The sequence below is a fragment of the Veillonella sp. T11011-6 genome, from assembly GCF_002959755.1.
GTDB lineage: Bacteria > Bacillota > Negativicutes > Veillonellales > Veillonellaceae > Veillonella.
The window spans coordinates 207,336-233,591 of the sequence record NZ_PPCW01000001.1 but is presented as its reverse complement, the minus strand read 5'-3'; the positions used below and the strand labels follow the sequence as shown (position 1 = coordinate 233,591).

25 protein-coding genes are annotated in these 26,256 nt (G+C 36.6%); 1 reads left to right on the top strand and 24 read right to left on the bottom strand.

The window, feature by feature from the left end; translation table 11 throughout:
- Positions 1-13: 13 nt before the first annotated feature.
- The 12 genes from VRHSUH10_RS01025 to VRHSUH10_RS00970 all read right to left on the bottom strand — a co-directional run bounded on the left by VRHSUH10_RS01025 (position 14) and on the right by VRHSUH10_RS00970 (position 13,230).
- Positions 14-946, bottom strand: a complete 933-nt coding sequence (locus VRHSUH10_RS01025) for a transketolase family protein (RefSeq protein WP_105089108.1) — start codon at positions 944-946, stop codon at positions 14-16.
- Positions 946-1,782 (bottom strand): transketolase, encoded by an 837-nt coding sequence (locus VRHSUH10_RS01020; protein ID WP_105089107.1) that lies wholly within the window; start codon positions 1,780-1,782, stop codon positions 946-948. The genes VRHSUH10_RS01025 and VRHSUH10_RS01020 overlap by 1 nt, the downstream gene beginning before the upstream one ends.
- Positions 1,783-1,815: 33 nt before the next feature.
- Complete coding sequence (csaB, locus tag VRHSUH10_RS01015) at positions 1,816-2,916, bottom strand: polysaccharide pyruvyl transferase CsaB (protein WP_105089106.1); 1,101 nt, start codon at positions 2,914-2,916, stop codon at positions 1,816-1,818.
- Positions 2,909-4,951, bottom strand: coding sequence for a DUF5693 family protein (locus VRHSUH10_RS01010; RefSeq protein WP_105089105.1), 2,043 nt, complete (start codon positions 4,949-4,951; stop codon positions 2,909-2,911). Before VRHSUH10_RS01010 ends, csaB begins: the two co-directional genes overlap by 8 nt.
- A 12-nt stretch (positions 4,952-4,963) precedes the next feature.
- Positions 4,964-5,659 (bottom strand): LmeA family phospholipid-binding protein, encoded by a 696-nt coding sequence (locus tag VRHSUH10_RS01005; protein ID WP_024066682.1) that lies wholly within the window; start codon positions 5,657-5,659, stop codon positions 4,964-4,966.
- A gap of 8 nt (positions 5,660-5,667) precedes the next feature.
- Positions 5,668-6,775, bottom strand: a protein-coding gene (gene prfB / locus VRHSUH10_RS01000; protein ID WP_231723933.1) for a peptide chain release factor 2 whose coding sequence is annotated in 2 segments (ribosomal slippage) — positions 5,668-6,717 and positions 6,719-6,775 — 1,107 coding nt in all. Because the reading frame shifts where the segments join, the coding sequence is not laid out codon by codon here.
- Positions 6,776-6,896: 121 nt separating this feature from the next.
- Entirely contained in the window at positions 6,897-9,332 is a 2,436-nt protein-coding gene (gene secA, locus VRHSUH10_RS00995) for a preprotein translocase subunit SecA (protein ID WP_105089104.1), read from the bottom strand.
- 216 nt (positions 9,333-9,548) lie between these two features.
- Positions 9,549-10,076: a ribosome hibernation-promoting factor, HPF/YfiA family gene (gene hpf / locus VRHSUH10_RS00990; protein WP_005386845.1), complete on the bottom strand. Its 528-nt coding sequence runs from the start codon at positions 10,074-10,076 to the stop codon at positions 9,549-9,551.
- A 241-nt stretch (positions 10,077-10,317) separates the two neighbouring features.
- A complete protein-coding gene (locus tag VRHSUH10_RS00985) occupies positions 10,318-10,515 on the bottom strand; it encodes a cold shock domain-containing protein (protein WP_005386847.1) in 198 nt (65 codons plus the stop codon).
- Positions 10,516-11,039: 524 nt separating this feature from the next.
- The gene (locus VRHSUH10_RS00980; RefSeq protein ID WP_005386848.1) at positions 11,040-11,759 is read right to left on the bottom strand and encodes an amino acid ABC transporter ATP-binding protein; all 720 of its coding nucleotides are present in this window, start codon (positions 11,757-11,759) and stop codon (positions 11,040-11,042) included.
- Positions 11,756-12,412, bottom strand: a complete 657-nt coding sequence (locus VRHSUH10_RS00975) for an amino acid ABC transporter permease (protein ID WP_105089103.1) — start codon at positions 12,410-12,412, stop codon at positions 11,756-11,758. The genes VRHSUH10_RS00980 and VRHSUH10_RS00975 overlap by 4 nt, the downstream gene beginning before the upstream one ends.
- 11 nt (positions 12,413-12,423) lie before the next feature.
- Positions 12,424-13,230, bottom strand: coding sequence for a basic amino acid ABC transporter substrate-binding protein (locus tag VRHSUH10_RS00970; RefSeq protein WP_105089102.1), 807 nt, complete (start codon positions 13,228-13,230; stop codon positions 12,424-12,426).
- A 905-nt stretch (positions 13,231-14,135) separates the two neighbouring features.
- Here VRHSUH10_RS00970 and VRHSUH10_RS00965 point away from each other — a divergent pair.
- Positions 14,136-14,738 carry an HD-GYP domain-containing protein gene (locus VRHSUH10_RS00965; RefSeq protein WP_004693025.1) on the top strand — a complete coding sequence of 201 codons (603 nt, stop codon included), beginning with the start codon at positions 14,136-14,138 and terminating at the stop codon, positions 14,736-14,738.
- A 47-nt stretch (positions 14,739-14,785) separates the two neighbouring features.
- Here the strand turns inward: VRHSUH10_RS00965 and VRHSUH10_RS00960 are convergent, their stop codons facing one another.
- Genes VRHSUH10_RS00960 through rimP form a run of 12 tightly spaced genes read right to left on the bottom strand, consistent with a single transcriptional unit; the run spans position 14,786 to position 26,218 of the window.
- On the bottom strand, positions 14,786-15,481 hold the full coding sequence (locus VRHSUH10_RS00960; RefSeq protein ID WP_005386851.1) for a ComF family protein: 696 nt from the start codon (positions 15,479-15,481) through the stop codon (positions 14,786-14,788).
- A complete protein-coding gene (locus VRHSUH10_RS00955; RefSeq protein ID WP_105089101.1) occupies positions 15,481-17,634 on the bottom strand; it encodes an ATP-dependent RecD-like DNA helicase in 2,154 nt (717 codons plus the stop codon). Before VRHSUH10_RS00955 ends, VRHSUH10_RS00960 begins: the two co-directional genes overlap by 1 nt.
- A complete protein-coding gene (locus tag VRHSUH10_RS00950) occupies positions 17,634-18,398 on the bottom strand; it encodes a shikimate kinase (protein WP_005386853.1) in 765 nt (254 codons plus the stop codon). The genes VRHSUH10_RS00955 and VRHSUH10_RS00950 overlap by 1 nt, the downstream gene beginning before the upstream one ends.
- Before the next feature lie 13 nt (positions 18,399-18,411).
- Positions 18,412-19,344 carry a bifunctional riboflavin kinase/FAD synthetase gene (locus VRHSUH10_RS00945; protein WP_105089100.1) on the bottom strand — a complete coding sequence of 311 codons (933 nt, stop codon included), beginning with the start codon at positions 19,342-19,344 and terminating at the stop codon, positions 18,412-18,414.
- A 2-nt stretch (positions 19,345-19,346) separates the two neighbouring features.
- Positions 19,347-20,288 carry a tRNA pseudouridine(55) synthase TruB gene (locus VRHSUH10_RS00940; protein WP_105089099.1) on the bottom strand — a complete coding sequence of 314 codons (942 nt, stop codon included), beginning with the start codon at positions 20,286-20,288 and terminating at the stop codon, positions 19,347-19,349.
- The gene (locus tag VRHSUH10_RS00935) at positions 20,288-21,232 is read right to left on the bottom strand and encodes a bifunctional oligoribonuclease/PAP phosphatase NrnA (RefSeq protein ID WP_105089098.1); all 945 of its coding nucleotides are present in this window, start codon (positions 21,230-21,232) and stop codon (positions 20,288-20,290) included. The genes VRHSUH10_RS00940 and VRHSUH10_RS00935 overlap by 1 nt, the downstream gene beginning before the upstream one ends.
- A 17-nt stretch (positions 21,233-21,249) precedes the next feature.
- Positions 21,250-21,606: a 30S ribosome-binding factor RbfA gene (gene rbfA, locus VRHSUH10_RS00930; RefSeq protein ID WP_005386857.1), complete on the bottom strand. Its 357-nt coding sequence runs from the start codon at positions 21,604-21,606 to the stop codon at positions 21,250-21,252.
- Between the two features lie 9 nt (positions 21,607-21,615).
- Positions 21,616-24,060, bottom strand: coding sequence for a translation initiation factor IF-2 (gene infB / locus VRHSUH10_RS00925; protein WP_105089097.1), 2,445 nt, complete (start codon positions 24,058-24,060; stop codon positions 21,616-21,618).
- Between the two features lie 15 nt (positions 24,061-24,075).
- Positions 24,076-24,381, bottom strand: coding sequence for a ribosomal L7Ae/L30e/S12e/Gadd45 family protein (locus tag VRHSUH10_RS00920; protein ID WP_105089096.1), 306 nt, complete (start codon positions 24,379-24,381; stop codon positions 24,076-24,078).
- Positions 24,382-24,393: 12 nt separating this feature from the next.
- On the bottom strand, positions 24,394-24,663 hold the full coding sequence (gene rnpM, locus VRHSUH10_RS00915; protein WP_105089095.1) for an RNase P modulator RnpM: 270 nt from the start codon (positions 24,661-24,663) through the stop codon (positions 24,394-24,396).
- A gap of 2 nt (positions 24,664-24,665) precedes the next feature.
- On the bottom strand, positions 24,666-25,742 hold the full coding sequence (gene nusA, locus VRHSUH10_RS00910) for a transcription termination factor NusA (protein WP_105089094.1): 1,077 nt from the start codon (positions 25,740-25,742) through the stop codon (positions 24,666-24,668).
- 17 nt (positions 25,743-25,759) lie between these two features.
- A complete protein-coding gene (gene rimP, locus VRHSUH10_RS00905) occupies positions 25,760-26,218 on the bottom strand; it encodes a ribosome maturation factor RimP (RefSeq protein ID WP_105089540.1) in 459 nt (152 codons plus the stop codon).
- Positions 26,219-26,256: the final 38 nt, after the last annotated feature.

Below are 26,256 nucleotides of genomic sequence, written 5' to 3'. Positions count from 1 at the left end.
GGATCCCCTTTGATTATTTACGAGTGATTACACGTTTTACTGCTTCTACAATGTCTTTTGCTGTTAAGCCATATTTAGCCATTAATTCTTTTGGTGTACCACTCTCCCCAAATGTATCTTGGACACCAACGAACTCCATAGGAACTGGCTTATTAGCCACAACAACTTCGGACACAGCAGAACCAAGACCACCAATGATATTATGTTCTTCTGCGGTAACGATAGCACCTGTTTCAGCAGCTGCTTTAATAATTGCATCTGCATCAATAGGTTTAATAGATGCCATATTGATAACGCGAGCAGATACATTAGACTCACTCAACAATTTTGCTGCTTCTACAGCAGGTCCAACCAAGGCACCACAAGCGATAATTGTAATATCAGAACCCTCTACTAATGTCGTAGATTTACCTGGTGCAAATGTATAACCTTCTGCAGTTACATCATCTACACCTGCACGACCAAGACGCACATATACAGGGCCTTCATAAGATGCAGCCCATTCAACTACAGCTTCTGTTTCACGTTCATCCGCAGGTACTACTACAGTCATATTAGGTAGTGTACGCATACAAGAAATATCTTCCAAGCTTTGATGTGTAGCACCATCTTCACCTACTGTAATACCAGCATGTGTAGCACAAACTTTTACATTCAATTTTGGATAGCATACAGCATTGCGAATTTGTTCAAATGCACGACCTGTTGCAAACATTGCAAAGGAAGAAACAAATGGAATTTTACCAGCTGCTGCAAGGCCGGCACCAACAGAAATCAAATTTTGTTCTGCAATACCTACATTGAAGAAACGTTCAGGGCAAACATTTTTAAATGTATCAGTTTTAGTAGATTTTGATAAATCTGCATCTAATACGATAATATTTGTATTTTCTTTACCAATGCGAGCTAACGCATTACCATATGCTTCACGTGTTGCTTTACCCATTATTGTACCCCCATAATTTCATTAACAAAGGCTACACCTTGTTCTTCACTAGGTGCTTTACCATGCCAACCTGCTTGACCTTCCATTTCTTCAACGCCCTTACCTTTTACAGTATGCATTACGATACATGTAGGGCCTTCTGTGAAAGCTTTAGCAGCTTCAATAGCATTATGAAGTTCATCAAGATCATGACCATTTACTTCAATAACATTCCAGTTAAAAGCTTTAAATTTCTCAGGAATAGGCAATGGAGAAAGAACTTTAGTAATATCCCCATCAATTTGAAGACCATTGAAGTCGACAAAAGTAGTTAAGTTATTGAGTTTGTAATGGCCAGCAAACATAGCAGCTTCCCACACTTGACCTTCTTCAAGTTCACCATCACCAAGAATGGAATAAACACGGTAATCTGCATTGTCGATTTTACCAGCCAATGCCATGCCACATGCTGCAGAGATACCTTGACCCAAGGAACCTGTGGACATATCAACACCTGGAATATGTTTCATATCAGGGTGACCTTGTAACATATGGTCAATTTTACGTAAATTCAAAAGTTCATCTTTAGAAAAGTAACCTTTTTCAGCCAATGTAGCATATAATGCAGGCGCTGCATGACCTTTAGAAAGGACAAAGCGATCTCTATTAGGAGCTTTTGGATTTGCTGGATCTACATTCATTTCTACATAGTACAACAAGGCCATCACATCGGCGATGGATAGAGAACCACCTGGGTGACCAGATTTCGCTGCCGTTACAGACTGAACAATACTCACGCGAATAGCTTTTGCCTTCTCTTGAACTAGTTGTTTAACATCTTGTGTTAATGTAGCCATAGAGACCTCACTTTCTGGATTAGATCCAATATATTAATAATTTTTAAGTAATGAAATAGCGATTTCTGCATTGCGTTGAGAGTTAACACGTAATGCTTCAATACGATCATAAGATGCTTGGTACTCTTCTCTTGAATTTAAGAGCTTATGACATCTCTGATATAAGGCCTCTTCTCTAAGATGGGTCATTGTACCAATTGGTTCTTGACCAATCATATGTAAGAAACTAGTGATTTTAGGATCGTAGGAAATGCCAATTACAGGTTTCTTCATTAAAGAACTAAATACTAATGCATGAAGACGTATGCCAATCATAAGGTCTACATTACCAGACAAGGATACTTGTTCCTCTGTAGAGAATGGTCCTTCAAGAACAATAGCTCCTTTTGGCATATAACTAGCAATAATTTTAGCTTCTTTTGTATCCTCTGGATGAGACATAGGTATAAATATAATCTCTACATTATCCTGTTCTTGCAGTCGACTTAACACATTGGCTAGTGATTCACGGTATTCTGTATCATCTTTCCAACTACGAACAGCTACTCCGATTCGTTTTGGAGCTTCTGTGGATATAGGTAGCTTTGATGTATAGCCGTCTAGAATGCGTTTTCCAATATACAAATCTGCTGGTTGCATGGCTAATACAGCATCAGCCGTAACCTCAACATCTTCAATTCCTAAGGAATCTAATTCAGATTTAGAAATAGAATCACGAACCGTTATAGTGTCCACAAATCGTAAAATAAAGCTAACAGCTTTTCTTGTAGAAGGGCGATTTAAAGGTCCAATACCTTGTGAGTATAGCATCACCTTTTTACCCATCATTTTTGCTAAAGCCATAATACTTAAGTAGTAATATGTATTGCGAATACTAGTAGCATCTTGTAACAGGCTACCTCCGCCACTGATAACTAAATCAGAATTTGAAATAGCCTTTAGAATACCGAATGCAGAAAAGGTTCCCACCGCATGTATATTGTGCTTTTTGCTCGTCTCTGTAGGATTACCAGAAATAACAGTAATATGCGCATCTGCTTCCTCTTTACGAATGGCATCGATAATAGCACAAAGCATTGCTTCATCACCAGCATTACCAAAACCATAGTAGCCAGAGATAACAATATTACTCATGGTCAACCTCCCGAGCTTGGAACCATTGTGTTACATACATCATGAATCGTACAGCAATGATAAGAAGCAAACCTAAGAGCGCACCAATTAACAAACCATCATATCCACGCATAATAGACATGAATACAGGAGTTCTAATATGACAGAATGTTTCAACCATAGACGCTATGCCAATAACACCAGCAATAGTTAATAAGAAATGGATCACTGTAGGCCATTTGCGTAGGAATGCAAATGTAGCCAACATTAATGCAGGGTGACCAATAATGAACTCTTTTTCTCTAGGTCTTGCATACATTGTATTTTCAAGAAAACGACGAAGCATGAGTTCAACTCCTGGTACAGGAACACCTGCTGTATGACCACTTCGGCCAACAAATACCCATGCCACGCCACCAAGAGCGGCCATTACAAAGAATACGTAGAACTTAACATCCATTGTTAAAAATTCAACTACAAATTTCTTTGCTTCTTCTTTAGAGTTAATCATACGACCTTTCCACAATGGGAAACGTTGTAAATAAGCGATAATCACCAATACAACTGGAAGTACAAATGTTAATTTAACACCTCTAAAGATAGCAAATTCCATGAAGAATTTTGTATTACCTAGTAAAGATGCAATATACATTCCTCCAATAGCTGCAAAGAGTGCGGCAATAACGAGATAGAATACTGCTAATACTGTTGATTTAATAGCACCTAATGGACGAGACCCATCATAACGACGCCATTCTTCCATCAAACGGATCATAGCACCTACAGGAGCCATAATAGCACTAGATAATGCCCAAATTTGAGTAATCAGTGTGCCACTTGTAATGATAAACAATACAATAGATAGTAATGAAATACCGAAAAATGCTACCAATTGTTTATGTTTACTCATTGGAATTAGCATTTGACCAACGTAAACGAAAAGTGCAATAGCACCTATCATAGTAATAACTACTAACAATGGATTAGGTGTATATGCTGGATAAATATCAGCAGGACCAAATTCATAACCTTTTGTAGATAATTTTTCAGTAGTCATACCAATATAGTTAATGGTAGTTTGTAATACTGTTTCATTATTTACACCAGTTTCATACATAGGGAATAAATTGAAACGAATATTTCGTTCTATATCACTAATATAGAAACGTTGTGCTGCTTCTTCAGGAGTAATTTTCTTTAATTCGTCCTTAGCAATTGTATATACACGACCAACGCTATAATTCTCTTTAGCAGCCATTTCTAAGAAACCTTGTTGTGGCTCATATTGAAGTTGGTTAACAGCTTCGATACCAACTAAAGGAATGTGATTTTTATGTAATAATTCTAAGGTTTCATCAGTTAAGTTAGGCGCACCAAGAGCTTCTTTGCCAGCAAAAATCATACCAGTAACATGTGGAATTCCTTCAAGGCGTTTAAATAGATATTGAAGATCTTCAGACGTTACATTTCTGTAATTTGTAGGTCGAACAATAACATTAAATCCACGATTAGCAACTTCTTGAGCTTGAAGCTTGGAAATACCAAGATTCATTTTTAGATAGCTATCTGCAGTAGCACCATATAACTCAAGAACCGGACCAATACTTGTATTAAGCTCTTTAACTTTATCTTTACCAATACGATGATATAAATCTTCCCGAATTTCTTTATAATAGCCTTCTTTACCAGAAATCAAAGCTACATAAGTTGCACCATGTTTCACGGATGCCCCATTAACACGGACAGAATCCATTTCTTCGGAAGATAATACCTTAACTTGACCCGCATCTTTCGCTTTTTCTAAGGTGCGATCATAAATAGCAAATGCTGTTACACCTGCATTGCGAAGCGCATCAAAGGCCTCTTGTTGACTACGTTTTTCAAAAGCATTAGCCCGTAAAACAGCATCATAATCTACGATATTTTCTATATGGTTTTGAGATTTTTCTATCTGATGGCGTTCAAATACTAAGTATAAAGAGGATACAAGGCCTACAATAATACATAATATAAGAATCCAAGAGTACTTACTTTTCTGGGTGTTCCGATGATTCACGACAAATCCTTTCTAGTTGAGCACTGGTTTAACTTTAATGTGAATTTCACCATTATCGATAGTTAAGCTTTCTGCTTTTACAGGAATAGGGAAGTTATTGAAGTTATAGATTTCAGTAGCTTCTAGTACATTAGATGTTAAACCTGGGATAGTAGCACCATTAATGGTGAATTTCTTAGGTGCAAATAATAAAGTATTATCCTTTAATTCTAAATTACCATCTAATTTAACAGCGCCTTTAAATACCATACCTACATTCATCTTGCCAGTTAAACTAATGTTATCTTTACTAATATTTACTTGTACATCTTGAATTTCACTGCCAGCTTGAGTGCTTAAAAATGTTGCTAAATCTTCATTAGTAACTATACCGTCAATACTTGAGTTTCCAACTCTAACAACATCTATTTCTTGGCTAGCCAATAATGAAATTGGATTAACTAGAATTTGTGTTGCATCATATTTGAAGTTTGCAAAATTTAATTTACCAAGTTTTACATCATCTAAAGAACCGTACACATGATCAGCTTCACCATAAAGTAATTTGAATCCTGGTTGAGACTCAACATTTACAGTTTGAGCAGATGGTTTTAGGGAATCATTTAATTGTTTTTCAATACGAGAACTAATATAAGAAGGTAATAAAAATTGTGTTGCTGCTGCCAAGGCAATAATCAGCACTAGTAGGAATAGTAAAAACTTTTTCATAAGAACTCCTAAACTGTTAAATTTGCTTCTTTTTTCAAGAAGCCTTCCATAAATTGATCTAAATTACCATCCATAACGGATTGTACATTCCCTGTTTCAACCCCTGTACGATGATCCTTAACGAGATTATATGGGTGGAATACGTAGGAGCGAATTTGACTGCCCCATTCAATAGCTTGGTATGTACCACCTATTTGCTCTTTAAGTTCTGCTTGTTTTTCTAATTCTAATTCAAATAATTTTGCTCGTAATAAACGTAATGCTTGTTCCCTATTTTGCATTTGGGAACGCTGTGATTGACATTGAACTACAATACCAGTTGGTCTATGTGTCATACGTACAGCCGAATCTGTTTTATTAATATGCTGACCACCAGCACCACTAGCTCGATATGTATCTACCTGTACATCCTTCATGTCTATATTAATTTCTACTGTATCATCAATTTCTGGCATTACATCAACAGCAGCAAAGGATGTATGACGACGTGCCGCAGCATCAAATGGTGAGATACGAACAAGACGGTGTACGCCTTTTTCAGATTTCAAATATCCAAAAGCATTTTCACCTTTAATTAAAAATGTAGCAGATTTAGTACCCGCCTCATCACCGGGCTGTTCGTCCATCAATTCAATAGAAAATCCTGCTTTTTCAGCCCAGCGTAAGTACATGCGAATGAGCATAGAACACCAATCTTGTGCTTCTGTACCACCTGCACCAGCATGAAATGTTAAGATTGCATTATTAGCATCATACTCACCACTAAGCAATAAAAGAACCTCTTGTTTTTCTACAGTTTCTTCTATTTGTTGAACATAATCCTTAATCTCTCCTTCTAGAGAACGATCATCTTCCTCTATAGCCATCTCTAGCATTACATTAGCATCTTCGATGTCACTAACAAGTTGTTTATAGCTTTCTACAGCATTCTTTAATTGTGTAGCCTCTTGAGAAATCTCACGAGCCTTATCAGGATCGTCCCAAAATGTAGGGTCGCTCATTTGTACATCTAGTGTAAAGATTCGATCCTCTTTCTGAGCGATGTTAAAGTGAATCCCTCATTCCATAAATACGTTCTTCAAGATTAGAAATAATCGGTTTTAAATCTTCTAACAATTTATGTTCACCACCTTTTACTTATTAGCTTATTACATCGATAAATTATCACCTTAATAAAATAGAAAAATGGCCGTTGCCCAGAAGGAAATCCCATTGAGCAACGTGCCATTCACAAATCTTAATCTATGTTTTGTGGCTCCAACACATCTTCATGATGGGGTTGTGCACCTTCTAAGTGGTCAACTGGTTCTTCAATCTCTTGAATCAATTGTGCACGAATTTTGTATAACGCCATGATTGTTTCATCTTGAATTGCAGCAATCATGTTTTGGAACATATCAAAGGCTTCAAATTTATATTCCACCAATGGATTTTTTTGGCCATAAGCACGAAGGCCAATACCTTCACGCAACATATCCATATTATCCAAATGTTCCATCCATTTGTTATCAACAACGCGCAACATAATAGCCTTTTCAAGTTGGCCAAACATAGCATCACCAAGCATATCAACGCGATCTTGATACTCAGCATGAGCAATTTCAAGTAAACGTTCTAACAATTCTTGACGGCTATACTCTTCCATATCTTGAGAGGACATAATCTCTTCTGTTAAGAAATATTGACTTAAATGCTTATAAAGACCTTCATAATCCCATTCTTCTGGGTATAATTTTTCATCTGCATAAGCATCTACAGATTCAGTAACAAGTTTATCAATCATTTCATTGATTGTGTCACGTAAGGATTCGTTACGTAAAATACGACGACGTTGTTCGTATAATACTTCACGTTGTTGATTCATAACATCATCATACTCAAGGACATATTTACGAATATTATAGTTATGATCTTCTACTTTCTTTTGAGCACGTTCAATAGATTTAGTAATCAAAGAATGCTCAATAGGCTCATCCTCTTCCATGCCTAATTTATCCATGATACCTGTAATATTATCAGCGCCAAAGATACGCATTAAATCATCTTCTAAGGATAAGAAGAATTGAGAGGAGCCTGGGTCACCTTGACGACCAGCACGACCACGCAACTGATTATCGATACGGCGACTTTCATGACGTTCAGTACCTAAGATAGCCAAACCGCCTAATTCAGGGACACCTTCACCAAGTGTGATATCAGTACCACGACCAGCCATGTTTGTAGCGATTGTCACCATACCCATTTGACCAGCATCTGCAACAATTTCCGCTTCTTTTTCATGATGTTTAGCATTCAATACTTTATGTGGTACCCCTGAACGTAATAACATATCTGAAAGTTCTTCAGATTGAGTAATAGATGTAGTACCGATCAAAATTGGTTGACCAGTTTGATGGCGTTCTACAGCATTACGTACTACGGCACGATATTTAGCTGCCTTTGTTTTAAAGATTTGATCAGGCAAATCTATACGAGCCAATGGTTTGTTTGGAGGAATAGGTAATACTTCCAAACCGTAAATATCGATAAACTCTTTTTCCTCTGTCTTAGCTGTACCAGTCATACCAGCAAGCTTTTTATACATACGGAAATAGTTTTGGAATGTAACAGAAGCTAATGTTTGGCTTTCACGTTCAACCTTCAAGCCTTCTTTAGCTTCGATTGCTTGGTGTAAACCATCGGAATAACGACGACCAAACATCAAACGACCTGTGAATTCATCGACGATAACAACTTCACCATCTTTAACTACATAGTCAGTATCGCGATGCATCATAGCATATGCACGAAGAGATGCACCAAGTAGATGATTTAACTCAATATTTTCTGAATCATACAAGTTTTCAACACCAAGCATTTTTTCTACTTTAGCAATACCAGAATCTGTAGGTGCAATAGTTTTTTGTTTTTCATCAATTGTATAATCTTCATCTTTCACAAGATGAGGAACAATTTTAGCTAACTTATAATAATTATCTGTGGAACGTTGACCAGGACCAGAAATAATTAATGGAGTTCTCGCTTCATCGATAAGGATGGAGTCAACTTCATCGACAATTGCATAATTCAATGGACGTTGTACCATTTGTGATACATCAGATACCATGTTATCGCGCAAATAGTCAAAACCAAACTCATTATTTGTACCATATGTAATGTCGCATGCATATGCTTCTTTACGTTGGTTAAAATCGAGATTAGCTACAATAAGACCTGTAGAAAGCCCTAAGAAGTTATATAAACGCCCCATTTGTTCGCTATCGCGAGTCGCCAAATAATCATTTACTGTAACAACATGCACCCCATTGCCTGTCAAAGCATTTAGATAAACTGGTAATGTAGCAACTAATGTTTTACCTTCACCAGTACGCATTTCTGCAATATTACCTCTATGAAGGCAAATACCACCAATCAACTGTACATCAAAATGACGCATGCCTAACACGCGTTTAGATGCTTCGCGAACTACAGCAAATGCTTCTGGCAAAATGTCGTCTAACGTTTCCCCTTTTTGCAAACGACGTTTAAACTCATCGGTTTTTGCTACTAAGTTAGCATCACTTAATTTAACATAATTCGGTTCAATTTCATTAATATGATCAGCAATAGCACGCATTTTTTTAATTTCTTTTGCGTTATTATTGCCTAATAGCCTTTGTAAAAAGCTTAACAAACAAATCACTCCTCTATAGGACATCTTACATTATTTTATCTAATTTATTATAACGAAAATGCCTTGAATAGTCAAAGAATTCAAGGCATTTCACGATTATTTATAGCATTTTATAAAAAAGGTGGATGACTCAAAATGGTCATCCACCTTGATATAATAATCGGCTGATTTAAAAAGTAGAAAGGAGTTAGGATTATTGTCAGCCGATATTATAGGTTATTGTAATTCTGGCTCAATCAAACCATAGAATCCATCATGTCTACGATATACTACGTTCATTGCTTCTGTTTCAGCATTGAAGAACATAAAGAAGTCATGGCCAATAAGATTCATTTGTAAGATAGCTTCTTCTACATCCATAGGACGTACTGCAAAGTGTTTCCGTTTTACAACTTCGATAGTTTCCTCTTCTACAGGAGCTGCTAAAGCTTCAGGATGGAAAGCTTCTTGTTTTTTGAAGCGTTTTGCTAAACGAGTTTTATGTTTATGGATTTGACGTACGATCTTGTCTATTACTAAATCAATAGCTGCATACATATCATCGTTTGTTTCTACACCGCGAAGAACGATCTTATCAACGAAGCATGTAAGTTCAACAGTAGATTTATCTTTAACAACGGATAAAACCGCTTGTGCATCTAACTCATCATCGAAGTAACGAGTTAATTTGCTCAATCTTTTTTCGATGTATGCTCTTAGAGCATCTGTCACTTCAATGTTTTTACCTCTGATTGCTACTTTCATAAGTCAACACCCTTTCTAAAAATCATCCACGAGATACGAGTGTGTAGTAATTTTTTACTTATCTCTCGTGTTATATTTAGTATTTCTACATCAAGGTATAAAACTCCTCTTTTTTTCAAAAGAATTTTTATATTTTTTGCAGAATTATAAATATTATTTCCAGTAACAATCGAAAAACTCCAATATCATGCGATATCGGAGTTTCTTTATATGTTGCTTTTATGTATTTTTTGGTATGTTATTACGCTTTTACAACGTTAGCAGCTTGAGGGCCACGGTTACCATCAACGATATCAAACTCTACATTTTGACCTTCTGTCAAAGATTTGAAGCCTTCGTCTTGGATCGCAGAGTAATGTACGAATACATCGCTACCGTCTTCACGTTCAATAAAACCATAACCTTTTTCTGCGCTAAACCATTTTACTTTACCTAACATGGTAACATCCTCCTAAAAATATATATATTGTCTTACTGTCTTGCACTACACTTGTATCATAACACAGCATGTATAAAATATCAAACAATAATATTAACACTTTTAATGAATATACAAATATGTCTTATTGATAATTCATCCCCTAAAAACTACTTTAAAACCTTTATTTATCTATATTATAAATATTTCCGAACAGCACATTAAATTATTACATAATTTTATAATCATAAAAATATATGAATTAAAAATTATTACTCCAAAATATATATGTATTAAATATTTATATATCACAAATATTTATAGCAATAATCGTATTTTATAGATTAAGAAAAGCCTAAAAGCGCTTATTTACAAGGGTTGAACAGATACGGATAAAATAAGTCATCAAATATATTAATAGATATAAATCGATTCATATATTAAGAAATTTAATATCTACAAATTTGGTTATCTTTAAAAATACAAAAAAAAGGAAGCAAACTCTGAATTTCAGAACTTACTTCCTTTTATGTTAGAAAATATTATTATAAAATTTTCGACAAGAACAATTTTGTTCGCTCATTTGTTGGAGCATCAAATACCTTTTCAGGAGTATCATCTTCTAAGATTAATCCACCATCAACGAATAATACGCGGTCAGCTACTTCTTTAGCAAAGCCCATTTCATGAGTAACAATAACCATCGTCATCCCTTCTTCTGCGAGAGACTTCATTACATCTAGAACCTCACGAACCATTTCTGGATCGAGTGCAGATGTAGGTTCATCAAATAGCATAACTTTTGGTTTCATCGCTAGGGCACGGGCAATAGCAACACGTTGCTTTTGACCACCAGATAAGGAATCAGGATATGCATTAGCTTTATCTCCTAACCCAACGCGATCAAGTAAAGCTTGTCCGATTTTCTTAGCTTCATCACTAGAAGTTTTACGAACCTTAGTTTGAGCTAATGTTAAATTTTCCATTACAGTCATATGTGGGAAAAGATTAAAGTTTTGGAATACCATCCCTACTTCAGCACGAACTTCATTGAGTTTAGACTTATCAGAAAGATCCATACCATCTACAATTACCTTACCAGATGTAGGCTCTTCTAAGTAGTTCATAGTACGCAATACTGTACTTTTACCAGAACCAGATGGACCAATTATAACGACAACTTGACCTTTTTCTATATGTAAATCAATGCCCTTTAATACTTCATTTTTACCAAAGGATTTATGTACATTTTCTAATTTAATCATTTAATGCTATATTTCCTTTCAAGGTAACCAACTAATTGTGAAATTGTTACTGTCATAATAAGGTAAATAACAGCAACTGTACCCCAGATTTCAAAGGATGCATACGTTTTAGCAATGATTAATTGACCACGACGTGTCAATTCTTCGAAACCAATTACAGAAACCAATGAGGAGTCTTTCAACATAGCAATAAATTCATTACCCAATGGTGGGATAATTGCTTTGAAAGCTTGAGGCATGATGATATAACGCATAGTTTGACCCCAAGTTAAACCAAGAGATCGACCTGCTTCCATTTGACCTTTATCGATAGACTGGATACCAGCACGGAAGATCTCAGACACATATGCACCAGAGTTAATACTACATGCGGTAACAGCTGCAATAAATGGATCAATACGTTGTCCTGTAATCATTGGCAAAGCAAAATAAATCAAGAAGATTTGTACCAATAACGGTGTACCACGAATGATATCTACATAACATTTTGCTAATAATCTAACTACAGTAAATTTAGATAAATTTGCTAAGGCTACTAATAAACCGATAAAGAAACCACAGCCAACAGACATAGCTGTAATTTCTACGGTTACAAGTGCACCTTGTAATAAGAGCGGTAAATTATCCGCAATTAACCCCCAATTAAAACTCATGATCTCTCCTATTATTTAAATTCTACCACTACTGGCATATCAGCAGGTGCATCTACATTAAACCATTTTTTATATAATGTATTAAATTCACCATCAGCCTTCATATCTGCAATTGCTTTATTGATTTGTTCTTGTAAATCTTTATTATCTTTATTAATTGCTAAGCCCAAATATTCTTTTGTATTTGGATATGCCATAAATTTAATATGTTGATCTGGATGTTTAGTACTGTAATATTGAGCCACTGGCAAATCAATAACAGTTGCATCAGCACCACCATTTTGTAATTCTAACAAAGCTTCATTACTATGGTCAAACTCTTTTACAGTAGTACCTTCGATTTTATGGGCTAAATCTGCACCAGTAGTACCTAGTTGAGCAGCAATTTTCTTGCCTTTAAGATCGTCAAGAGATGTGATATTTGCACCATCTTTATATACTACAGCAAGGGCATTTTCATAATATGGAGAAGAGAATAATACCTTTTCACTTCTAGCTTTGGTAATCGTCATACCAGATGCAGCTACATCAATATCATGTGTATTTAAAGCTGGAATCAAAGCATCAAAAGCAACATTCTTAAGCTCTACATCTTTATTGATACGTTTACCAATGGCACGAATTAAATCAATATCAAAGCCTGTGTAGTCTTGAGTTTTTTCATCTTTAAATTCAAATGGTACAAATGTGGCATTAGTACCAACAATGAGTTTATTAGAAGTTGTTTGTGTAGAAGATCCACAACCGCCAATTACAGTACCGGCCATTACTAACATACAACCACCAATGATTAATTTTTTTAACTTGCTATTTAACATCGAATCATCCTCATTTACTAAACTAACTATTTTTATTCCACTAGTATACCACTTAGTATAATTATGTCAATAATTTTGTATAGAATCATCCTAAATATCAATTAATCACTATATTTATATTTTATTTTTATACACTGATTGTATATTTATAACAATAATGTATAAAAACTTTCCCATAAGAATCGGTATTTTCACCATTTTTAAATATACAGATGTATAAAAAGAAAAAAGCACATGAGAAAAGCCTCATGTGCCCGCATACGGCTGACCTGGTCTTTGCCCCCACACTCGCCTGCTGGAGGGTTCGCTCATAAGTCCGAGACTCCCCACTACTACCCCTCTCGGTTTTACCGGCAGGACTTACACCTAAGCCGCACCATGCTCACAACCTCTTGGGTTGCTTATGTGGATCGTTTCGCCTGCGACTGGCATCGACTTTCAACCACAGACCCGTATAGACGTATTATAAAGAATAACAGTATACATGTCTAGATTTATAATTATATATACATTCTTAAAATTAATAAGACGTACCTATTAAATTATATTTCCGAACATAGCATCGTTCAGTTCTCATTGAAATGAGAATAAATTTTGCAACCCCTTTTTTGGTATGTATAGAAAATTGTCATAGAAAACCTAAAATATTCTTCATATTATTTTAATATTTATAAAATTAGTTTTTCTAGGTACTATATTTAGTACATTCCTAAAATGTCAATTATTTTTAGTATGCCAAATATGAATACAACATGTATAATAGAACATACGTATCATACACAAAATATTATTTATGGTGTATAATTTGTATACTATTAAATAAGAACGGCCTAAAGTTGTACGATATGAACATAAGTACGAGGGGTTGTACCATATGTTCTACATGTTAGTTAAAGGGGTTTATTATGTTTATGTTATCATTAATGCAACCATCTGGGTTGTACGAACTGGAGAAGGACAGTTTAGAAGCCATTAGCGCTCAGCTCTTGCAGATGATACAAATGAAAAGCTATCATCTGTACACTCATTCTATCCAAGTTTCAAACTATGCAGTTAGTATTGCTGCTAAAATGGGTTTACCGTTAAATGAAATTGAACAAATTCGCCATGCAGCATTACTTCATGACGTAGGACTATTAATGGTACCTAATGCATTAATCCAAAAATCTCCATATCTTAATAAACAAGAAATGTCCAAGTATAAGCAACATGCTGCAAGTGGTGCGAATATGATCGAAAACTACCCTTGCTGCCAACAAATCTTGCCTTATATTCGTTACCACCATGAAAAATGGGATGGCTCTGGTTACCCTAAACATTTGCGTGGTGCTAACATCCCATTAGGAGCTAGAATCATTGCTGTTGCAGATTATTATGATACAACAGTTAATCCTTCTACAGAATTTTGGGCAAAAACAAAAGCTAAAGCAAAAGAAGAACTCTTTAGTGCATCCGGCTCTCTCTTTGATCCAGATGTAGTAAAAGCATTTATCGATGTGCTAGGCTAATATAATGATTAAGCGTTCACCATTCGGTGAACGCTTTTTTGTAATAATTAAAAGCTACCGCTAGCTAGTGTTAAAGCATCGAGCCTACTAGGATTATATGACCTAAGAACCTTTGCTACGGCTTCGATTGTTGCCCCTGTAGTATAAATGTCATCTACAATTAAAATACGCTTTGTGGAGAAATCAATATCTTTATACTCTGCTTTGATCACAAAAGCATTCTCTATATTTTGATGTCGTTCTTTATGGGTTAAGGACCACATATCATTAGAAGTATCAAACTTATATATACAATCTAGCCATACAAAATATGGCTTATCTATTTTCTCTAACGAGTATGCCCATTTTTTAAAGAACAAATCGACCTGATTATACCCCCTCTTTTTCTTCTTCATCTCACTAGACGGTACAGGAACTATATAATCATAGATAGTCTTACAATTCCCCTGTACAATATTAGACTCATCATAATTCATGTAAAAGTTGTACGATGCTAAAAAAGGAGCAGCCCCCTTGGACTGCTCCTTTTTTTCATTAAATTTTACATCGTAAATCATAGACTTTAGACCACCACAATAGTCTGCTAGCACACACACATCATCTACATAATGTAAAAATTTATGTGGCACATGACGAATATGTAATAGATCGTTAAAACAAGTTTCACACCAATCCCCTTGTGTTGCTACAGAGGCACCACAGTGAGGACATACAGGTGGAAATAGGAAATCCCAAAGACTCATTACGAATCACATCTCCCTTGTAGTCTTTCTTTAAACAATGTATATCGTTCATCTGCATTTACAGTACGTACAGCACGTTCTATAGCGCTTGTAGTACCCACAATGATAACCTTCCGTTTTGCTCTTGTAACAGCTGTATACAACAAATTACGCTGCAACATACCACCATAACGTGGTACAAATGGAATGATAACTACACCATACTCACTACCTTGGCTCTTATGAACCGTAATAGCATAAGCAGGCATAATCATATGGGCTTCATCAATAGGTAGACGAACCTCTTTATGTATAAATCTGATACAAATATCTGTCCGTGTAATAGCGTAAATTACACCAATTTCACCATTAAAGACCTCTAGCTCATAGTCGTTAAGAATTTGTATAACCTTATCTCCAACGCGGTAAGTAATGCCATTTATACGAGCTTCCCCTTTTAAGCTATCCGGTGGATTAACAGCTTGTTGTACATATTGAGAAATTAATGTACTACCGGCTTCACCACGGCGCATAGGAGAAATAATTTGAATATCTAATTCATCCTCTACATGCGCTTGTTCTCGTTTATATACATCGATGATAGCTTTCATCATCATGTCATAAGACTTAACAGGTATAAACGAAAACTCTTCACTTACGCTGTCTAGATTCGGCATTTCACCACGGTTAATAGCATAGGCGCTTTCAACAATAGTATTACCAGAACTTTGACGATAAATCTGGTTGAGTCGTGTATAAGGAACACAATCACTATCAAGTAAGTCTTTTAATACAAAACCTGCACCAATAGGTGGTAGTTGATCAACGTCACCAACGATAATGACATGGGCTTCTTTAGGAATAGCTGCCATTAATGAATAGAATAACCGTACATTGAGCATAGATGCTTCATCAATGATAATAACATCTATATCTAATGGATCATCTTCATTCTTAGTAAAGTCGTAGGAGTCACTGCCTTGAACAGGTACTAGCAATCTATGAATTGTAGTAGCCTCAAATTCTGTTGCCTCTGTAAGTCGTTTAGCAGCACGTCCCGTAGGAGCGCAAAGAATAATACGCCCTAGTCCACCAAGTTGGAAGCCTTTTACTAAAGCCTTAATAATCGTCGTTTTACCAGTACCAGGACCACCAGTTATAAGGGAAAACTTTTCAAAGAAGGATAGCTGTATAGCCTCTTTTTGGGCATCCCCAAATGTAATATGATTATCAGCTTCAAACTTTTCTATAAAGCTAGGAATATCAAGAGCTATCGGATCAGCCTCTAATAAGAAATCTTTTGTATAATGAACGCTCTCTACTTCAGACACATACATTTCTGGAGGGTAAATATATAGGATATCTTCATAATACGTACTATATAAAGCACCTTGCTCCAAGAGACTTTCAATAAAATTAGCAATATCATCTACATCAGTTTGTAATAAATCGTCTAAACGACCGATAAGTTGATCTACAGGCAAACATGTATGCCCTTGATTATCCAAACTGCGCAGAATCCATTCTAAGCCCGCTTCTAAACGACGCGTATCACTACCGATAATCCCCAAGTGTTCTGCTAGCGTATCAGCGGTGCCAAAAAGCATATCTGGCGCCACACGTAACAAGGTATACGGATTATCCTCTATAACAGCAACAGACTGAACACCATAATAGGTGTATACGGTACGACTCCATTTAGAAGAAATATGATGGCTTTCAAAAAAGTGATTTAAATCGGATAAAATACCTTCACCAAGTAAGGTATTAAATAATTCGTCCTTAACACTTTTACGAAGTCCAGGAACATCCCTAATTTCTTCGGGACGTTCCTCCCGTAACACTTCTAAAATACGGATACCAAAATACTCAAGAACCTTTTCTACGGACTTTTCACCAAAACCTTTAATACCTAAATTCAATAAATAGGTCTTAGCAGCACCCATGTTATCAGGTTTAAGTTTTTCTACACTAGTAGCATCAAATTGACGACCATATTTTTCATGTTCTACATAACGGCCTCGAACTTCGATATCTTCTCCTTCTTTAGGAGATTCAAACTTACCAGTACAAGTAATGTATTCCTCATTATAATCCTTAAGGACAAACACGCAATACGTACGTTGTGTATTCTCATATATAGTTCGGTATACAAATCCTCGTATGGCGTCCATTATTTCTCCGTATTAGGCAAAGCTTCAATAATTTCTTGTACCGCATCGGTAATGCTACCTTCATTACCAATTTTGATATGTGCCACTTCTTCGTATAAAGGGTATCGTTCTTCATATACATTGAAGATATATTCAATACTTTCTTTTACAAGTGGACGAATTTCAAGATCCAAATCATCTAAGATATGATTCACATCGCGATTAACAAATACAACAAGACCATTATTGCGCATTAACTTAACTGTTTTATCATAAGTAACAGTACCACCACCGGTAGCAATGACAGATGGTTTATTATGAATTAATTCCTTAATTGTGTTATATTCATATTCACTAAAAGCATCTTTACCATCATAAATAAAGATTTTTTGAACAGATTTACCAACTTTATCTTGAATCGTTTGATCTAGATCGTAAAAATCTCGGCCCAATTCTTTAGCTAGCATTTTACCAACTGTAGTCTTACCAGCGCCTGGCATGCCAATGAGGAAAATATGCTTATGCATATGCTCTTTTAAAAACTCATTGCTCATAGACACAACAGTTTTTATATAATTTTCAATATAAGGTGCTAATGTTTTATCTTTGCAGTTTTCAGTATGCAACGCAATAATACTTTCATCACGTTCTTCATCAATGAGTGGCAAATGATGTTCATCTTTATATTTACCAATCTCTTTAATCAATGTAAGACGTTTTTCAAACTCTGTAACAAGTACGGAGTCAATACTATCTATTTGTTTGCGAGCTTCTTTAATATCCATGAGAACCCCCTTATTATGCTTTAGCTAAAACAGCTAGAGCCTGTTCTTCATCTACCTTCATTTGATCAATAAGATCTTGTAAGTTATTAAATTTAACTTCCCCTCTAAGATAGGAAATAAATTGTACAATTACTTCTTTTCCATATATATCTTGATCAAAGTTAAATACGTGTACTTCGCATCTATGGTACTGATTCTTAAATGTAGGATTATCCCCAATATTACCTACCCCATCATACCAAATACCATCGATACACACGCGATTAGCGTATACACCATCTGGAGGTGTAGCCATTTCATTAGGAAGCAACAAGTTCAATGTTGGGAATCCTAATGTACGTCCTCGTTGATCACCTTTAATAACAGTCCCTTTAAATTGGAATGGTCTTCCAAGCCAATGAGTAGCATCTTCTAAACGCCCTTCTCGAATAGCCTTTCTAATCTCCGTACTTGAAATAGGTGTACTAAGTCCATCACAAGGCAATAAGGGCTGCACTAAAACTTGTATATGCTTATCCGCTAATACTTGTTTCATATACTCTGGATTACCAAGACCTTTAGCACCAAATGTAAAGTTTTCTCCAATTACAATAGCAGCTACATTCATATCTGTACAAAGAGCTCCTAAAAAATCATCAGCACTCATCTTTAGTAACTCTTCAGTCATAGGCAACCGTAAAATATAGTCTACATTCAAATCTTCAAGAACGGAATCCATAATCTCTTCTTGAATAACCCGTTTAGGCACTCGATCAGGATGTAGTATAGTTAGCGGATGATGTTCAAAGGTAATGATTATACTAACACCATTAACGACTTTGGCCTCATCAACGGCCTTGCGTATAACTCGTTGATGACCTCGATGAATACCATCAAAGGTACCTAGGGCATATACTTTTGTATCTTTGATTTGACGCAGCTCATCAAACGAATGTATTTGATTCATACTTATCCTTCAATAAAAATATTTTTATCCACCTTCAAAGAGTGGTTAGTTCGTTTCAAAATCCCTATAAATCCATGAGGACCATAGGCTCTATAATAATGTTCTGGTTCAGTATAAGAAAATTCGCTACCAATAGGCAATTCCTTACCTTGCACCATCATCTTTAATTGTACACTATTTACCGTTACTTTTGAAAGATGAGAAACAGCTGTATCCGTTGGTAACAATAGGCTTTCACCATGAAGCATCAACTCTTCAGCCATTTTAGCAGAATCAATATCAAATGGTCCTACTTGGGTACGTGCCAAGGATGTCATGGTTCCTGGTATGCCTAATGAAACACAGATATCACGCAATAATGAACGAATATAAGTACCTCCAGAACAAGTTACACGAACTGTAAAATAAGGAAAACCATACGCTATCAGCTCAATATGTTTAATATGAATTTGACGTAATGGTAATTCTACAGGAATCCCTTTACGAGCATATTCATAAGCACGTATACCATTTATCTTTATAGCAGAATATTTTGATGGTCTCTGATTTTGTGCACCAATAAAGGTATTTAATGTATTAACTAATTCATCAAAAGTAGGTTTAAGCATAGCATCGGAAAGTTCTGAACTTTGAATGGATTCATTCAATAGAACACCGTCTCGCAATGCCATATCTTTATCAGGTAATACCGGTTGGCCAGAGCTATCTTCAGTATCGGTAAAAGTACCAAATTTACATTCTGCCACATAGGTTTTATCAAACCCCTCTGTATACTCAATGAGCCGCGTAGCCTTACCAAGAAAAACGGGCAACACGCCATAGGCCATAGGATCTAAAGTACCACTATGACCAATGCGCTTTTCTTTTAAAATGCGACGACAAATAGCAACAGCATCATGGCTTGTTATACCAGGAGGTTTTAAAAATGGTAAAATGCCATCCATTATTTAATCACCTCAATGAGGGCCTGTTTTGCTTCTTGTAATGGTAGATTAATCGTACATCCAGAAGCTCGAATATGACCGCCACCGCCAAAATTGCTAGCGATAGCATTCACGTCGGTACCTTTAGATCGTAAGCTTACCCGTGTTCTGTCATCGGATTCAGCTTTCAATAAAATAGCTATATCAACAGTATCTACATTTCTAATAATGTCTACAAAGCCATCTGTATCATCGCCGAGAATATTCATAGCCTCACTATTCAACTCGATGGTAGCTACTGTATTATTCTTGTAGAACTCTATAGTTTGCATAACTTGTTTTGTTAATTCAAGACGACTTGCGGACACAGCCTCAATCGTTTCAGAAATAACATTAGGTCTAGCACCGGCTGCTACACATTTAGCAGCCATTTCTAATGTATTAGCAGTTGTATTGCTAAACTTAAAGAAACCACAGTCAGTAGCAATAGCCATATATAAAGCAGTGCCCATAGACTCAGTGATAGGCCAATTCCATTTTGTACATAAATCGGTAACGATTTCACCAGTAGCAGCAAAGTCAGGCTTCAAATATAGATGATCAGCAAATTCTGTATTAGAAATATGGTGGTCTATATTAAAAATAGGTGCACTCCATAGTGCACCTACTTTGCCAATTCGCTCATACGTGCTAGCATCCAATACCATTAGCATATCAATATCAACAGGGTTTGTTTCAAAATACGCTACATCATGGATGTGGTCCGTATATCGTAAGAATGAGTACTTCTCAGGAACTACATCATCCACTACCATATATACAGTTTTACCTTGCCCTACAAGGGCTTCGTAAAAGGCCACCATGGACCCGATAGCATCGCCATCAGGTCTAACATGGACGGTTAGCATAATAGAATTAGCTTCACACAGAGCCATATGTAATTGATTAATAGTAATCTTACTCATGTTCTGTATCCTTTGTGTTAATTTTTTTCTTCGTCCTTTTTGATTTCATTCAAAAGGGATTCAATATGCATGCTATAGTCTAAAGACGTATCCTTATCAAATGTGATAGAAGGAATATGGCGCAATTTCAATACCTTACCGAGCTCAGTACGAATATGACCTGCTGCATGCTTTAAAGCAATAAGTGTATCTTCTTTTTCCTTATCGGAACCAAACAAAGAAACATAAATCGTAGCTTCACGCAAATCACCTGTTACATGAACATCGGTAATAGTAGTGAAGCCGATGCGTGGATCTTTCAATCCGCGCATCAACATTTGACTTACCTCTTGTTTGATGAATTCTTGTAATTTTCTGACACGAACGTCACTCATATAAACCTCCTAAATTTGAGGTGCAATTTCTTCCATCAAGTACGCTTCGATTACGTCGCCTTCCTTGATGTCGCGGTAACCTTCTAAGGAAATACCACATTCGAAGGATGTTTTAACTTCTTTAACTTCGTCTTTGAATCGACGTAAAGAGTCAACCTTACCTTCAAATACGACAATACCATCACGGATCAAACGAACTTCAGAATCGTTAGTAATACGACCTTCTGTTACATAAGAACCGGCAACTATAGCCTTAGGTGTAGAGATAACTTGACGCACCTCTGCACGACCAACGACAACCTCTTTGAATTGAGGAGCTAACATACCACGCATCGCAGACTCAACATCATTGATAGCATCATAGATTACGCGATATGTACGAAGGTCAACTTTTTCATTTTCTGCAGCACGACGAACATTAGCATCTGGACGTACATTGAAGCCCATTACAATTGCATTAGATGCAGAAGCCAACATAATATCAGACTCGTTGATAGCACCTACTGCAGCATGAACGATTACGATACGTACTTCTGGGTTTTTAATGCCTTCCAAGGATTGACGTAATGCTTCTACAGAACCTTGAACGTCAGCTTTAATGATGATGTTAAGGTCTTTTAACTCGCCTTGTTGAATTTGGTTGAAGATATCATCCAATGTAACCTTGTGAGTTGCTTGCAATTCTTGAACGCGTTGTTTTGCAATACGTTTTTCTGCAATAGCACGAGCTTCATTATCATCCATACCATTGATGATTTCACCAGCTTGTGGAACTTCGGAGAAACCCAAGATTTCCACTGGCATAGATGGACGAGCTACTTTTACCTTTTCGCCACGTTCATTTGTCATAGCACGTACTTTACCGTATGCTGTACCAGCAAGTACAGTATCACCTACACGGAGGGAGCCTTTTTGTACTAGTACTGTACATACAGCACCACGACCTTTATCAAGTTGAGCCTCGATAACTACGCCGTATGCTTTACGGTTAGGATTAGCTTTCAATTCCATAACTTCTGCTACAAGCAAGATATTTTCGAGCAAATCGTCGATACCTTGTTTTTGTTTAGCAGATACTGGAACCATGATTACATCGCCGCCCCATTCTTCTGGTAAAAGTCCATGTTCAGCCAATTGTTGTTTAACATGGTCTGGGTTAGCACCTGGTTTATCCATTTTGTTGATAGCAACAATAATTGGTACATCAGCAGATTTAGCATGGTTAATGGCTTCAATAGTTTGAGGCATTACACCATCATCGGCAGCTACTACAAGAACTGCGATATCTGTAGATTTAGCACCACGAAGACGCATAGCCGTAAACGCTTCATGACCTGGAGTATCAAGGAATGTAATTTTATTGTCGTTATAACGAACTTGGTATGCACCGATATGTTGAGTGATACCACCTGCTTCGCCTGCTGTTACATTAGTTTGACGAATTACGTCCAATAAGGATGTTTTACCATGGTCAACGTGACCCATGATAGTAACAACTGGAGGACGAGGTTTCAATGTTTCTGGTGCATCTTCAATTTCAATAACATCTGTAGGATCTTCTTCAGGTTCTACTTCTGTTACAGTTACACCAAACTCTTCAGCTACGATTGTAGCTGTATCAACATCAACCTCTTGGTTAATACTAGCCATAACACCTAAAAGCATCAATTTTTTGATGATTTCAGATACTTCACGGCCCATCTTTTCAGCTAGTTCCTTAACAGTTAAAGGACCAGATAATTCGATTTCTGTAGCAATCGCTGCTTCAGCCTTACGTTCAGCTTCAGCTTTTTGTTGTAAGTATTGTTCGTTACGATGTTTTACGCGATTCTTTTTCTTTTGCATAGATGTAGATAACAAGGATTGAGGGCGGTTATTGCCACCTTTTTTATTCTTCTTGTTACGACGATCATTGTTATTAGAATTGCGGTTATCATTGTTTCGATTGTCGTTATTGCGATTATCGTTATTACGAGCATCATTAGGGCGACCGTTATTACGATTATCATTATTTCTGTTATTGTTAGGGCGGTTAGTAGCGCGGTCACCAGATTGTTGGTTACCTTCGGATTTACGTGTAGGCTCAGAGATTTGTACATGACGTACATTGCCCTTTTTATGGTCGTTTTGTTTAGATTGATCGTCTTGTTTTTGACCACCTTGTTTATGATTATCCTTTTTGTATTCGTTAGAACGATTTGGATTTTGTTGTTTATGTGGTGCAGCCTCTTGTTTATGTGCTGCTGTTGGAGCAGATTTTTGTTCTACCTTTTGTGTAGCTTTAGGTGCTTCAGCTTTCTTACTTAATTGTTTTTTAACAATATCATAGCCTGAATCATCTACAGAGTTTACTGCTTTTGTAACATTAATATTATGTTGTTGCAAGATAGAAATGACCTGCTTACTTTCTACGCCAAACTCTTTGGCGATTTCATGAACGCGCTTTTTGGACATCTACATACCCCCTTATTATCGATCAATCTCTTTTAGTAACGCCTTTGCAAATCCATCATCTAGTACTGCGACCACTACCCGAACCTCTTTACCAATAGCAGTTCCTAAAGTTTCTTTAGTACCAATGCTACGAAGTGGGATATGATGTGTTTCTGCTAATTGATTATATTTCTTTTCATTATTGGATGCACAATCGCCAGCGAGAAGGACTAGTTTAGGTTCCTTTCTCTTCATGGCTTTTTCTACGATAAAGTCACCAGAAATAACCTTGCCAGCTCGTTGTGCTAATCCTAAGAGATTTAAAATTTTATCTTCATTCATGTATATCAGTGATTACTCATTCTCTTGTAAATCACGTTGTAATGCTTCGTATATATCTTTCGATACACTATGCTTTAATGACCGTTCTAATCGCTTAGCCTTATAGGCTTGCTCAAAGCATGACATGGACTCACATAAATACGCTCCACGCCCCGGTGCTTTTCCAGTACGGTCAATACTGATATTGCCATCTGGACTTAAGGCTACGCGAATTAATTCACGTTTCGCCTTAGGCTCACCACATCCTACGCATGTGCGCATAGGTTGGGATTTCGGTTTCATGACTATTCACCGTCCTCAGCATTTCCGAAACCTGCAAAAGGTTCTTCAGCTGCTTGAGTTTCACTCTTAATATCGATTTTCCAGTTAGTTAATTTGGCTGCCAATCGAGCATTTTGACCAGCTTTACCAATTGCCAAGGATAATTGGTAATCAGGAACTACAACGTAAGAGGATTTTTCTTCTTCACTTACATCAACAGATACAACCTTTGCTGGACTCAAGGAGTTAGCGATATAAATTGCTGGATCTTCATCCCATTTAACGATATCAATTTTTTCATCGTGTAATTCATCAACGATATGTTGTACACGTTGACCTTTAGGACCTACGCAAGCACCTACTGGATCAACGTTTTCATCGCGACTGTATACAGCAATTTTGGAACGCATACCAGGCTCACGAGCTACGGATTTAAGCTCTACTACACCTTCATAAATTTCTGGCACCTCTAATTCAAAGAGGCGTTTCAATAAACCAGGATGTGTACGGGAAATCATGATTTGAGGGCCCTTCGTAGTTTTCTTAACCTCTACGATGTAGCATTTAATACGATCCCCTTCGCGATATGTTTCGCTAGCAATTTGTTCTGTAGGAGGTAAAATAGCTTCTGTTTTACCTAAGTCGATAAACACATTTTTACCTTCTACACGTGTAATAACGCCAGTGATGATATCGCCTTCACGACTATAGTATTCTTCATATACTACGCTACGTTCAGCCTCTTTCAAACGTTGAATAAGCATTTGTTTTGCAGTATGGGCAGCACTACGGCCAAAGTTAGCTGGAGTAACATCAACTTCTACTACGTCACCAATTTCAAAACGTTTGTCAATTTTGCGAGCTTCTAACAAGCTAATTTCTGTTTCTGGCAATTCTACAGTTTCTACCACTTGTTTTTTAGCCATTACTTTATAAACGCCTGTTTCACGATCGATCACAACGTAAGCATCTGGATTAGATGTTGGTTCTTTGCGATATGCTTGCAACAATGCAGCCTCTAAGGATTCAAAAATAACCTCAGGAGCAAAACCTTTTTGCTTTGTAAGCACCATTACCGCTTGAATTAATTCTTGACTCACTCGTATGCCTCCATATATTAAAAATCAAGATGTAATCGAATTTGTGCAATGGCAGACCGTTCGAATGTCATACTTTCACCATTGATAGTAAAATCGATAGTTGTGTCTGTAAAACCTTCTAATGCACCAGTAAATTGTTTACTGCCATTGATCGGTTTAAATAGCTGAATATCAACATCACGACCATTATAGCGAATCAAGTCCTTATCCTTCTTAAGAACTCGATCTAGGCCTGGAGAAGATACTTCCAATAAATAGTTTTCCGTAATTGGATCCTTTTCGTCGAGGACAGCACTTAGTTTTTCGCTAACCATCTGACAATCATCCAAATCTACACCACCTGGTTTATCAAGGTAGACACGCAAATACCAATCGCGTTCACGAACGTAATCTACATCGACTAGTTCCATTTCGGTGCCGGCTATAATACCTTCAACTACAGAGGATACAAATTCCTCTACTGCTTCTCTCTTCATAGCCATCGCCTCCTTCATTACTACATCTTGTATATATC